The sequence below is a fragment of the Streptomyces sp. NPDC054887 genome, assembly GCF_053610585.1.
Genome location: NZ_JBSGYQ010000003.1, coordinates 143,997 through 156,442, shown reverse-complemented (window position 1 = coordinate 156,442; position 12,446 = coordinate 143,997). Strand labels below are relative to the sequence as shown.

General features: G+C 70.6%; 10 protein-coding genes and 5 tRNA genes. 5 read left to right on the top strand and 10 right to left on the bottom strand.

Annotated features, from left to right (window positions below):
• Positions 1-7: 7 nt before the first annotated feature.
• On the bottom strand, positions 8-1,432 hold the full coding sequence (gene leuC / locus ACWGH0_RS03095; protein ID WP_453402363.1) for a 3-isopropylmalate dehydratase large subunit: 1,425 nt from the start codon (positions 1,430-1,432) through the stop codon (positions 8-10).
• A 174-nt stretch (positions 1,433-1,606) separates the two neighbouring features.
• Here leuC and ndgR point away from each other — a divergent pair, with 174 nt between their 5' ends.
• Entirely contained in the window at positions 1,607-2,326 is a 720-nt protein-coding gene (gene ndgR / locus ACWGH0_RS03090) for an IclR family transcriptional regulator NdgR (RefSeq protein WP_028813744.1), read from the top strand.
• Positions 2,327-2,523: 197 nt separating this feature from the next.
• On the opposite strand, the gene ACWGH0_RS03085 is transcribed toward ndgR, so the two are convergent.
• From ACWGH0_RS03085 to ACWGH0_RS03045, 9 genes are all read right to left on the bottom strand, one after another.
• A tRNA-Glu gene (locus ACWGH0_RS03085) sits at positions 2,524-2,596 on the bottom strand.
• Between the two features lie 21 nt (positions 2,597-2,617).
• Positions 2,618-2,689, bottom strand: a tRNA-Gln gene (locus tag ACWGH0_RS03080).
• Positions 2,690-2,720: 31 nt separating this feature from the next.
• A tRNA-Glu gene (locus ACWGH0_RS03075) sits at positions 2,721-2,793 on the bottom strand.
• 63 nt (positions 2,794-2,856) lie between these two features.
• Positions 2,857-2,929, bottom strand: a tRNA-Glu gene (locus ACWGH0_RS03070).
• 38 nt (positions 2,930-2,967) lie between these two features.
• Positions 2,968-3,039 (bottom strand) — tRNA-Gln (locus tag ACWGH0_RS03065).
• An 87-nt stretch (positions 3,040-3,126) separates the two neighbouring features.
• A complete protein-coding gene (locus ACWGH0_RS03060) occupies positions 3,127-3,849 on the bottom strand; it encodes an HAD family hydrolase (protein WP_453402362.1) in 723 nt (240 codons plus the stop codon).
• A gap of 65 nt (positions 3,850-3,914) precedes the next feature.
• Positions 3,915-5,390 carry a glutamate--tRNA ligase gene (gene gltX / locus ACWGH0_RS03055; RefSeq protein ID WP_453402361.1) on the bottom strand — a complete coding sequence of 492 codons (1,476 nt, stop codon included), beginning with the start codon at positions 5,388-5,390 and terminating at the stop codon, positions 3,915-3,917.
• A complete protein-coding gene (locus tag ACWGH0_RS03050; protein ID WP_453402360.1) occupies positions 5,383-6,171 on the bottom strand; it encodes a fumarylacetoacetate hydrolase family protein in 789 nt (262 codons plus the stop codon). The genes gltX and ACWGH0_RS03050 overlap by 8 nt, the downstream gene beginning before the upstream one ends.
• Positions 6,172-6,268: 97 nt before the next feature.
• The gene (locus ACWGH0_RS03045) at positions 6,269-6,448 is read right to left on the bottom strand and encodes a hypothetical protein (RefSeq protein ID WP_453402359.1); all 180 of its coding nucleotides are present in this window, start codon (positions 6,446-6,448) and stop codon (positions 6,269-6,271) included.
• A 573-nt stretch (positions 6,449-7,021) separates the two neighbouring features.
• Here ACWGH0_RS03045 and ACWGH0_RS03040 point away from each other — a divergent pair.
• The 4 genes from ACWGH0_RS03040 (at position 7,022) to ACWGH0_RS03025 (ending at position 12,316) form a co-directional block, all read left to right on the top strand.
• Positions 7,022-10,810 carry a nitrate- and nitrite sensing domain-containing protein gene (locus ACWGH0_RS03040; protein ID WP_453402358.1) on the top strand — a complete coding sequence of 1,263 codons (3,789 nt, stop codon included), beginning with the start codon at positions 7,022-7,024 and terminating at the stop codon, positions 10,808-10,810.
• A gap of 9 nt (positions 10,811-10,819) precedes the next feature.
• Positions 10,820-11,233 (top strand): roadblock/LC7 domain-containing protein, encoded by a 414-nt coding sequence (locus ACWGH0_RS03035; protein WP_037649408.1) that lies wholly within the window; start codon positions 10,820-10,822, stop codon positions 11,231-11,233.
• Between the two features lie 113 nt (positions 11,234-11,346).
• Complete coding sequence (locus tag ACWGH0_RS03030) at positions 11,347-11,754, top strand: DUF742 domain-containing protein (RefSeq protein WP_453402357.1); 408 nt, start codon at positions 11,347-11,349, stop codon at positions 11,752-11,754.
• A complete protein-coding gene (locus ACWGH0_RS03025) occupies positions 11,735-12,316 on the top strand; it encodes a GTP-binding protein (RefSeq protein WP_453402356.1) in 582 nt (193 codons plus the stop codon). The genes ACWGH0_RS03030 and ACWGH0_RS03025 overlap by 20 nt, the downstream gene beginning before the upstream one ends.
• Positions 12,317-12,446 lie beyond the last annotated feature (130 nt).

Sequence of the window (12,446 nt, the reverse complement as noted above, 5' to 3'; positions counted from 1 at the left end):
ATGGTGATCAGGCCTCCACGAGCGTCGGGACGTCGGACAGGTCCGCGGGCGCGGCCAGGTGGCCCAGCACGGCGGTGGCGGCGGCGACCTGCGGCGACACCAGGTGGGTACGGCCGCCCTTGCCCTGCCTGCCCTCGAAGTTGCGGTTGGAGGTGGACGCGGAGCGCTCACCGGGCGCCAGCTGGTCCGGGTTCATGCCCAGGCACATCGAGCAGCCGGCGTGCCGCCATTCGGCCCCGGCGGCGGTGAACACCTTGTCCAGACCCTCCTCGATGGCCTGGAGCGCCACCCGGACGGAACCGGGGACGATCAGCATCCGTACGCCGTCGGCGACTTTGCGGCCGTCCATCAGGGCGGCGGCGGCCCGCAGGTCCTCGATGCGGCCGTTGGTGCACGAACCTACGAAGACCGTGTCGACCTTGATCTCGCGCAGCGGCTGCCCGGCGGTCAACCCCATGTACTCCAGGGCCTTTTCGGCGGCGAAGCGCTCCGAAGCGTCCTCGTACGAAGCAGGGTCGGGGACGCTGGCCGACAGCGGCGAGCCCTGGCCCGGGTTGGTGCCCCAGGTGACGAACGGCGCGAGTCCGGCGGCGTCGATGACGACCTCGGCGTCGAAGACGGCGTCGTCGTCGGAGCGCAACGTCTTCCAGTAGGCGACCGCAGCGTCCCAGTCCTCGCCCTCGGGGGCGTGCGCGCGGCCTTCCAGGTAGTCGAACGTGGTCTGGTCGGGGGCGATCATGCCCGCCCGCGCGCCGGCCTCGATCGACATGTTGCAGATGGTCATCCGGGCCTCCATCGAGAGCTTCTCGATGGCGGAACCGCGGTATTCGAGGACGTAGCCCTGACCGCCGCCGGTGCCGATCTTCGCGATGATCGCCAGGATCAGGTCCTTGGCGGTGACGTCGGCGGGCAGTTCGCCCTCGACGGTGATCGCCATGGTCTTCGGCGGGGCCATGGGCAGCGTCTGGGTGGCCAGCACGTGCTCGACCTGGGAGGTGCCGATGCCGAAGGCCAGCGCGCCGAAGGCGCCGTGCGTGGAGGTGTGGCTGTCGCCGCAGACCACGGTGGTGCCGGGCTGGGTCAGGCCCAGCTGCGGTCCCACCACGTGGACGACGCCCTGCTCGACGTCGCCGAGCGGGTGCAGACGTACGCCGAACTCCGCGCAGTTCTTGCGCAGCGTCTCCAGCTGCACGCGGGAGACCGGGTCCGCGATCGGCTTGTCGATGTCGAGCGTCGGGGTGTTGTGATCCTCGGTGGCGATGGTGAGGTCGAGCCGCCGCACCTGGCGGCCGCTCTTGCGGAGGCCGTCGAAGGCCTGCGGGCTGGTCACCTCGTGCAGCAGGTGCAGATCGATGAAGAGGAGGTCCGGCTCGCCCTCGGCGCGCCTGACGACATGGTCGTCCCAGACCTTCTCCGCAAGTGTCCTACCCATCGCTTTCCCTTCGACCGGCGTCTTCACCGGCCCATCTAGAGATCGGATCGCCCCCGCCGAGACCCCCGTACGGGGCGGTGGCTGCTGAGCCGTTGTGCGGCCTCATCTACAGATTCGCAAGTTCGGGAGAAAATTGAACTTGCGTTTCACAGAGTGAGACGCGAGTATCGACGCATGGACAACTCTAGCGGCGTCGGCGTTCTCGACAAGGCAGCTCTGGTACTGAGCGCACTGGAGTCCGGTCCGGCCACCCTCGCCGGGCTGGTCGCGGCGACAGGGCTCGCACGACCCACGGCACATCGCCTTGCCGTGGCACTGGAACACCACCGGATGGTGGCGAGGGACATGCAGGGCCGGTTCATCCTCGGCCCGCGGCTGTCGGAACTGTCCGCCGCGGCGGGCGAGGACCGGCTGCTGGCCACGGCGGGACCGGTGCTCACGCACCTGCGCGACGTGACCGGCGAGAGCGCGCAGCTCTACCGCCGGCAGGGCGACATGCGGATCTGCGTCGCGGCGGCGGAGCGGCTGTCCGGACTGCGGGACACCGTCCCGGTGGGCTCGACGCTCACCATGAAGGCCGGCTCGTCCGCCCAGATCCTGATGGCCTGGGAGGAGCCGGAGCGCCTGCACCGCGGCCTCCAGGGCGCCCGCTTCACGGCGACGGCGCTGTCCGGCGTACGCCGCCGGGGCTGGGCCCAGTCGATCGGCGAGCGGGAGCCGGGCGTGGCGTCGGTGTCGGCGCCGGTGCGCGGCCCGTCCAATCGCGTGGTCGCGGCCGTCTCGGTATCCGGACCGATCGAGCGGCTGACCCGGCACCCGGGCCGTATGCACGCCCAGGCGGTCATCGACTCGGCGGCCCGCCTGTCGGAGGCGCTCCGCCGCTCGGGCGGCTGAACCAGAAAACCGCACCGCTCAGGGGCCCCGGCACGCCGCCAGGGCCCCTGCGGGCGTCCCCGGCGCGCCTCGGGGCAACTGCGCCACGCCCACCAGCGGTTCCGCGTGCCGCGCGGCACGGGAGCCGTCCCACCGGCCGCCGTACGCGCACACGAAGAAGGCCCCCCGCATGACGCGGGAGGCCTTCTTCCGTGACGTACCCCCGACCGGATTCGAACCGGCGCTACCGCCTTGAGAGGGCGGCGTGCTAGGCCGCTACACAACGGGGGCCTTGCAGATGTGCTCTGCGAGCTGGGCTACCAGGACTCGAACCTAGACTAAGGGAACCAGAAACCCTCGTGCTGCCAATTACACCATAGCCCAAAATGGTTTAGACCAATGCGGCTTCAACCCGTACCCCCGACCGGATTCGAACCGGCGCTACCGCCTTGAGAGGGCGGCGTGCTAGGCCGCTACACAACGGGGGCCCTAGCGATCCTCGCGTCGTCGCATCCGGGAGCGACCCGGAGGAAACGGAAAGAAAGGATCTGTACCCCCGACCGGATTCGAACCGGCGCTACCGCCTTGAGAGGGCGGCGTGCTAGGCCGCTACACAACGGGGGCCTTGCAGACACTGCTTGTACTTCAACAGCTCCTGCGAGCTGGGCTACCAGGACTCGAACCTAGACTAAGGGAACCAGAAACCCTCGTGCTGCCAATTACACCATAGCCCACCAAAACTCAACCCCCTGATGGGGGTTTGTTTGGTTCGCGCTTCCCGGCCGGACCTTTCGGCCCTCTCGGGCGGCGCAGAAAGAACATTACCCGAAGGTGGACGGCGCTCCAAAACGGGTATCGCCCCGCAACAGCCCTGGTAGCTGCTCGAGGCCGGTGATCCGGACGAGCTCCGGACGTCCGCCCAGTCCGCCCCGGTCGAGCCAGATGCCGACCAGTCCGGCGTCGACGGCGCCCCGGGCGTCGATGTCGGGCTGGTCACCGACGTACGCCACCTCGTGCGGCGGCAGGGCGAGCGCCTCGCAGGCGGCGTGGAACGCCTCGGCGGCGGGCTTGGAGAAACCCAGCTCGGCGGCGCACAGCAGCACCTCGAAGCGGTCACGCACCCCGAGGATCCGCAGCTTGCGGTCCTGATTGCGCACGCTGGAGTTGGACAGCACGGCGTGGCGGTAGTCCGCCGCCAGGACGTCCAGGACCGGCACCGTGTCCGGGAAGAGCTTCCAGGCGGCCTCGTAGTGGGCGACGTACCGCTGGAACCACGCGTCCGCCGCGTCGTCGGCGAGCCGCGGCCTGCCGAGGAAGGAGCGCACGCGGTCCCGGCGCTGCTCCTCGAAGCCGGCCTGCCCGGCGGCGAACCGGTCCCAGTGCAGGGTGGTGGCCTCGCGCCAGCGGCCGAGGGCCCGCTCGACGGACTCGGATCCGTCGAGCAGCCCCTCGGCCGCGAGGTGGGCGCGCATGCCCGCCGTGTCGGCGGTCGCGTAGTCGAAGATCGTGTCGTCGATGTCCCAGACCACGGCGCGGACAGTCATGCCTCCGACGGTACGCGAAGGGCCCGGCAGCCGGGTCGGCTTCCGGGCCCTCGGGGGCGTACGGGTTACGCGGTGAGCTTGGCCAGGGCCGCGTCGACGCGGGCCAGGGTCTTCTCCTTGCCCAGGATCTCCAGGGACTCGAAGAGCGGCAGGCCGACCGTGCGGCCGGTGACCGCCACACGGACCGGGGCCTGGGCCTTGCCGAGCTTGAGGCCGTGCTCCTCGCCGGCGGCCAGGACGGCCTCCTTGAGCGACTCGGGGCTGCTCCAGTCGGCCGCTTCGAGCTTGGCGCGGGCGGTGGTGAGCAGCGGTACGGGCTCGCCCTTCATGGCCTTCGCCCAGGACGCCTCGTCCTCGACCGGCTCGTCGAGGAACAGGAAGTCGACGTTGGCCGTGATGTCGGACAGGACCGTCACGCGGGTCTGGGCGTGCGGGGCGATCCGCTCGAAGGCCGCGCGGTCGAAGGACTCCGGCTTCCAGTTCGCGTACGGCGCCTTCAGCCACGGCTCGCAGGCCGCGGTGAACTCCTCGACCGTGAGCATGCGCAGGTGCTCCGCGTTGATGTGCTCGCACTTCTTCAGGTCGAAGCGGGCCGGGTTGGCGTTGACGTCCTTGACGTCGAACGCCGCGACCATCTCCTCGATCGTGAAGATGTCGCGGTCCTCGGCGATCGACCAGCCGAGGAGGGACAGGTAGTTCAGCAGGCCGGCCGGGAGGAAGCCGCGCTCGCGGTACAGGTTGAGGGACGCCTCGGGGTCGCGCTTGGAGAGCTTCTTGTTGCCCTCGCCCATGACGTACGGCAGGTGCCCGAACTGCGGGATCTCCTCGGCGACGCCCAGCTCGATCAGCGCCTTGTAGAGCGCGATCTGGCGCGGGGTGGAGGACAGCAGGTCCTCGCCGCGCAGGACATGCGTGATCTTCATCAGCGCGTCGTCGACGGGGTTGACGAGCGTGTAGAGCGGGGCGCCGTTGGCGCGGACGATGCCGTAGTCCGGCACGTTGTCCGGGTTGAACGTCAGCTCGCCGCGGACCAGGTCCGTGAAGGTGATCGGCTCGTCGGGCATCCGGAAGCGGACGATGGCCTCGCGGCCCTCGGCCTTGTAGCGCGCGATGCGGTCGTCGCCGAGGTTGCGGCAGGTGCCGTCGTAGCCCGAGGGCTTGCCGGCGGCACGGGCGGCGTCGCGGCGGACTTCCAGCTCCAGGGCGGTGCAGAAGCACTCGTACGCGTAGCCGCCGGCCATCAGCTTCTGGGCGACGTCCTTGTAGACGTCCATCCGCTGCGACTGGCGGTAGGGGGCGTGCGGGCCGCCGACCTCGGGGCCCTCGTCCCAGTCGAGGCCCAGCCAGCGCAGCGAGTCGAGCAGCTGCTCGTACGACTCCTCGGAGTCGCGGGCCGCGTCGGTGTCCTCGATGCGGAAGACCATCGTGCCGCCGTTGTGCCGGGCGAAGGCCCAGTTGAACAGGGCGGTGCGGACCAGGCCCACGTGGGGGTTGCCGGTCGGCGAGGGACAGAAACGTACACGTACGGGTGCGCTAGCCACGCTTGATCACCTTGTTGGTGAGAGTGCCGATGCCTTCGATGGTGACGGCGACTTCGTCGCCGACGTTCAGGGGTCCGACTCCGGCCGGGGTCCCCGTGAGGATGACGTCGCCCGGGAGCAGCGTCATGGCCTCGGAGATGTGCACGATCAGGTCCTCGACGGAGCGGATCATGTCGCTCGTACGCCCCAGCTGGCGCTGCTGCCCGTTGACCGTGCACTGGACGGCCAGGTCGGCGGGGTCGAGGTCGGTCTCCACCCAGGGGCCCAGCGGGCACGAGGTGTCGAAGCCCTTGGCCCTCGCCCACTGCTTCTCGCGCTGCTGGACGTCGCGTGCGGTGACGTCGTTGGCGCAGGTGTAGCCGAAGATGACGTCCTTGGCGCGCTCGCGCGGGACCTCGCGGCACATGCGGCCGATGACCACGGCGAGTTCCGCCTCGTGGTGCAGCTCGCTGGAGAACGAGGGGTACGCGATGTCGTCGCCGGGACCGGTCACCGACGTGGACGGCTTGAAGAAGGTGAGGGGGAGGTCGGGGACCTCGTGGCCCAGTTCCGCCGCGTGCTCGGCGTAGTTGCGGCCGACGGCCACGACCTTGCTGGGGAGCACGGGCGGCAGGAGGCGGACCTTGTTCAGCGGGACCTTGACGCCGGAGAGCTCGAAGTCGGCGTACGGGATGCCCTTGATGATGTCGAGGACGAGACCGTCGGGTCCGCGTTCGCCGGCGGCCGCGTCAACCGCGCCGAAGGCCACATTGCCGTCGATGGAGAACCTGGCGATACGCACGGGATGCTGCCGCCCCTTACTTGCTGGCTGGCTGGAGACTGACGCCCCAGGCTAACGCGGCCGGGGCGTCCCACCTCCCGTGTCACCGCCGCGCCGGCTACGCGGCGGGGGCCTCCATGAGGATGGTGCGGCGCGGGTTGGCCGTCTCCGAGGGGAGGTCGACGGGGTGCTCGGGCCGCTCCGGCTCACGCAGTTCCGCGGCGTCCGCGAGATGCACCAGGGTGGTGCGGCGGGGGTTGGCGGTGCTGCGGAACATCGACGCGGTCGTGGTCTTCATCTGCTGTTCATGCCTTGTCGGTACGGGCGCCGGTCGGGCGCGGTGATTGTCGGTTTCGCCATCCCTGTAAAGCGTCAGGCTAAACATCCGCATCCCCGGCGAAGATGTGAAGCAGTCGGGAAAGACGTGTGAGTTTCCTCACGGGATGGTGGGCAAATCGGGCGTTTCGGGCAGCGCGCAGGGGTAGGAGAAACGGACATTGCGCCACTGAAGCAACCATTCCGCTCCTGATCATCAGGACTGGGACACCCCCTACCCCTAAGCGACTCGCTCACCTTTGCCCCTTTTCAGCCCGAACACTTTCTACACCAGGTGACTCGTCACTCACACGGCGTCACTGGGCCCGCGGCCCGGGCCGCGGGCCTTGTTGGAGATCCGGCACTGTGCTGGAATTCCCCGGACCGCCGCGAGATTCCAGCCGGCGCGCAGGGCGCAACGCAGCGCCGAGTGGCGGCGGGAAGGGGAGAGGCGCCGGTCACTCACGACCACCCATGGGGCCGCTCGGTGCCCCACGACTCGACACCGTTCCGCCGTTCGCGCGGGGGAACGCCTGGTCCAGAGGTTGCGACGCTAGTGCAGGGACGTTTCAAGAGGGATGGCAGCGCTGCGGCGGAGCAGGAGCCGCGCGGGACCGACCGCGGATCCTCGCCCCAGCACGCCCAGAATCACGCACCGGCCGTGGCCGGCGGCGGCGATCGTGCCGCGCGGACCGGGACCAAGGGCGGCGGTGAACAGGCGGCTCCCGCGCACGCCAAGGAACCCGGCGCCACGGGGTCGCGAATAGCCCTGCGCAACTGGCGCATCAGCACGCGTCTGGTCTCCCTGCTGGCCCTTCCGGTGGTCGCGGCGACCACCCTCGGCGGGCTGCGCATCAACGAGTCCATGAACGACATGGAGCAGCTGGAGCACATGCAGCTGCTGACCGACATGACCAAGCAGGCGACCGAGCTCGCCGACGCGCTCCAGGCGGAGCGCGACCGGTCGGCCGGTCCGCTCGCCAACGGCACCAGCCCTGCGGACTTCAAGGTCAAGGGCCCCCGTGAGAAGACGGACCGGGCCAAGCAGGCGTTCATCGCGGGGACCATGCAGGTCCAGCCGAACGGTGACGAGAGCCTCCAGAGCATCCGCAACAGCCTTCAGCAGATCGCGTCGCGTCTGAACTCGATCCGCCAGATCCGCGAGGGCGCGTACCAGAAGAAGACGACCAACTCCCAGACGGTCAACAACTACAGCCAGCTGATCACCTCGCTGCTGAGCCTCTCCCAGGACATGGCCCAGGCCACGTCCAACCCGGAGATGATCAAGCGGACGCGCGCCCTGACGGCGTTCTCCTCCGCCAAGGAGTACGCGTCCATCCAGCGCGCGATCATCGCCGCCTCCCTGCCGGCGAACAACCGCGAGTCCGGCAACCTCACGGAGAACGACCGGCTGTACGCCAAGTCCGCGCAGGACAGCGAGATCGCCGCGCTCAAGCAGTTCGACCAGGTCTACGTCGGCGACAACGAGGAACTGACCGCGTCGCTGGAGAGCGGCAACGACGCCACGATCGAGGCCGCCAACAAGTACGCGGACCGCGTCCTCCAGACGCCGGGCCGGCTCAAGAGCGAGCAGGAACGCTCGTACATGGACTGGACGGACGCCGACTCCGTCAAGATCCAGGCGATGAAGCGCATCGAGGCCACGCTGCTCAACGACATGGAGCAGAAGGCCCGTGAGCTGCGCAACGAGTCGCAGCAGGACGCCATCCTCAACGGTGCGCTGATCCTGCTCGTCCTCGGCGTCTCGCTGGTCGGCGCGTTCGTCGTCGCCCGCTCCATGATCCGCTCGCTGCGCCGCCTCCAGGACACCGCGACCCGCGTCGCCCAGGACCGCCTCCCCGAGCTCGTCAAGCAGCTCTCCGAGGCCGACCCGCAGGACGTCGACACGTCCGTGGAGTCCGTCGGCGTGCACTCGCGCGACGAGATCGGCCAGGTGGCCGCGGCCTTCGACGACGTGCACCGCGAGGCGGTCCGTCTGGCCGCCGAGCAGGCGCTGCTGCGAGGCAACGTCAACGCGATGTTCACCAACCTGTCGCGCCGTTCGCAGGGCCTCATCCAGCGTCAGCTCTCGCTCATCTCCGAACTGGAGTCGCGCGAGGCCGACCCGGACCAGCTGTCCTCGCTGTTCAAGCTCGACCACCTCGCGACCCGCATGCGCCGTAACGGCGAGAACCTGCTCGTCCTCGCCGGTGAGGAGCCGGGCCGCCGCTGGACCCGGCCCGTGCCGCTCGTCGACGTGCTCCGCGCCGCCGCGTCGGAGGTGGAGCAGTACGAGCGCATCGAGCTGTCCTCGGTGCCCGGCACCGAGGTCGCCGGCCGCGTCGTCAACGACCTCGTGCACCTGCTCGCCGAGCTGCTGGAGAACGCGACCTCGTTCTCCTCCCCGCAGACCAAGGTCAAGGTCACCGGTCACGCGCTGCCCGACGGCCGGGTGCTGGTCGAGATCCACGACACCGGCATCGGCCTCTCCCCCGAGGACCTCGCGGCGATCAACGAGCGCCTCGCCTCGCCGCCCACCGTGGACGTCTCGGTCTCGCGCCGCATGGGTCTGTTCGTGGTCGGCCGCCTGTCCCTGCGACACGGCATCCGCATCCAGCTCCGTCCCTCCGACTCCGGTGGCACGACCGCGCTCGTCATGCTGCCCGTCGACGTCGCGCAGGGCGGCAAGAAGGCGCCGGCGAAGACCGGCGCCGCCGCTCAGCCGCAGGTGCCTTCCGGTCCCGGCGCGCGGATGCCTGCCGGTCCCGGCGCGGTCGGCGGCGGCAGCGCTCCGGCGGGGCGGCTTCCGGCCGGCCCCGGCGGCGCCCGCGGGCAGGTCGCGGGCTCCGGCTCGCGCGCCGCGCTCCCCGGACGCGACGGCGGAACCGGCCAGGGGCAGCCCGGCTCCGGCCAGGGCGGCGGTCTCGCGGGAGCCTTCGGCGGCTCCCGGCAGGCCGGTAACCGCGAGCGTCCCGACGCACGCCCCAACGCCTTCCAGAAGAACGGCCCGGCCCAGGGCGACCAGGGCCGCCCGCAGCAGCCGCAGCAGCAGCCCGGGCGGGGCGGCAACCGCGCCGAGCTGCCCGGCGGCAACCCGGCCCAGCAGCGTCCGGCGCGTCCGCAGGCGGCCAGCTGGGGCACCGACCAGCCGCGCGGCCACGAGGAGGCGGACCTCGCCTCCCGGCAGGGTCCGGGTGCCACTTCGGAGTTCGAGCGCCCGAACTTCGACACGGCGACCGGGCCGGCCGCGCCGGACTCCACCGGCGTGTTCGAGCGTTCCGACGTGCGCGGCCCGGTGGGCCCCGGCACTCCCGGCCAGTACGAGCACCCCGGTCAGCGGGGTGCGCAGGACGCGGGCCAGTTCTCCCGTCCGGCGGGCAACGCCCCGCGCGGCAACGCCCCCCACGGCGATGTCCCGCAGGGCGGCGCGGGCCAGTACCAGCGGCCCGAGCTGCCCGGCTCCACGGACCCCGCGTCCACCGCGCAGCTCCCCCGGGCGGACTTCAATGCCCCGCGCCAGGCCGACCCGGCCGGCGCGTACGGCGGGCCGGTCCAGCCGCAGGGCACGGGGCAGGGCCAGGGCAGGCGCCCGGGCCGTCCCCAGAACGCGCCGTACGAGAACGGCCAGAACCAGGGCGGCCAGCAGACCGGCCAGTACCAGACGGGCCAGTACCAGGGCGGCCAGAACCAGGGCGGTCCCCAGGCCCTTCCGCCGGCGCCGCGCAGGCACGGCCGCGACAACGCCGGTCTGCCCGGCGGCGCGCCGCGGCAGCCCGCCGCGAGCCTGCCTCCGCAGCCGCAGCAGCACGAGCTGCCGGCGGCCGGTCCCGGGGACGGCCGTACGCCGCTCTTCGACACGCTGGAGTCGAACTGGTTCCAGCAGCAGCAGGGCGAGCAGCAGCCGCCCGCGCCCCAGCAGCAGTCCGGGCGGGCCGCGCAGTCCTCTGCCGCGCCCTCCGCCGTCCCTCCGATGCCGCAGCGCGCCCAGGCGCGTGACACGGGTGCCGCGAGCAGCACCACCAACGGTACGAACGCCACCAACGGCGCCGCCTGGCGCACCTCGCCGAACGACGAACTCGTAAAGCAGGCCGAGCGGGTCAAGAAGCCCGCAGCCGGCGGTGTCACGACCTCGGGTCTGCCGCGTCGCGTCCCGCGCGCCAATTTGGTGCCGGGCACCGCGCAGCAGCAGAACCACCAGACCGGTCCGCAGGTCTCGCGCGCGCCTGACGACGTGCGCGGACGGCTGACCAATCTTCGTCGGGGTATCCAGCAGGGTCGGCAGGCCGGCAGCGGCTCGTCGACCGGGAGTTTCAACATTGACCCCACTCACCAGCAGGAGCGTTAGTTGAGTCCGATGAGCCAGGCGGCGCAGAATCTGAACTGGTTGATCACCAACTTCGTGGACAACACCCCAGGGGTGTCCCACACGGTGGTGGTCTCCGCCGATGGACTCCTTCTGGCGATGTCCGAAGGCTTCCCGCGTGACCGCGCCGACCAGCTGGCGGCCGTCGCCTCCGGACTGACTTCGCTGACCGCGGGGGCGTCCCGGATCTTCGAGGGCGGGGCTGTGACCCAGACCGTCGTCGAGATGGAGCGCGGTTTCCTCTTCCTCATGTCCGTGTCCGACGGCTCCTCCCTCGCCGTGCTCGCGCACCCCGACTGCGACATCGGCCTCGTCGGCTACGAAATGGCGCTGCTGGTCGACCGGGCCGGCAGCGTTCTGACCCCGGACCTCCGTGCGGAGCTCCAGGGGAGCCTTCTCCACTAGGCAGCGCACCCCAGGTATTGCCGAGAACAGACCCAAGGCCGCGCACAGCCCCCCACCCCGGCCCCGTCAGACGGCAGGCCCATCCCCTGTCGTCATGCCCGGAGGATCGATCCATGACCCCGCCCCCCGCCTCTCATGATCCGTACGGAGCGCCCTTCGACGCGTCGTACGATCACGAAGGCGACCAGCCGCTGGTACGCCCGTACGCGATGACCGGCGGCCGGACCCGGCCGCGCTACCAGCTCGCCATCGAGGCGCTGGTCAGCACCACCGCCGACCCCGCGCACCTCTCCTCGCTGCTGCCCGAGCACCAGCGGATCTGCCACCTGTGCCGTGAGGTCAAGTCGGTGGCCGAGGTCTCGGCGCTGCTGCAGATGCCGCTCGGTGTCGCGCGGATCCTCGTCGCCGACCTGGCGGAGGCCGGCATGGTGGCGATCCACCAGCCGGGCAACGGAGAGGCCGGCGGTACGCCGGACGTCACGCTGCTGGAAAGGGTGCTCAGTGGACTTCGCAAGCTCTAGCAGCGGAACGGCCCGCTCCACCACGTCCGCCAAGATCGTGGTGGCGGGCGGCTTCGGCGTCGGCAAGACGACGTTCGTGGGCGCGGTCTCCGAGATCGACCCGCTGCGCACCGAGGCCGTGATGACCAGCGCGAGCGCGGGCATCGACGACCTCACGCACACCGGCGGCAAGTCGACGACGACCGTCGCCATGGACTTCGGCCGCATCACGCTGGACCAGGACCTGATCCTCTACCTCTTCGGTACGCCGGGCCAGGACCGCTTCTGGTTCATGTGGGACGACCTGGTGCGCGGCGCCATCGGCGCGATCGTGCTGGTGGACACCCGCCGTCTCGCCGACTGCTTCCCCGCGGTCGACTACTTCGAGAACAGCGGGCTGCCGTTCGTCATCGCCCTCAACGGCTTCGAGGGGCACCAGCCGTACACCCCCGACGAGGTGCGCGAGGCGCTCCAGATCGGTCCCGGCACCCCCATCATCACCACGGACGCCCGTCACCGGGCGGACGCCAAGAGCGGCCTGATCACGCTGGTCGAGCACGCACTCATGGCCCGTCTCAAGTAGTCCGGGGCATACGGCAGTTGTCGTAGCCCCACAGGGGCGGACTGTGTCCTTTGACACTCTCCGCCCCTGTGTTCATAACGTTTCGAAAGAGAATTGCGCGACGGCCGCCACCGCACGCGACCGTGCGGTG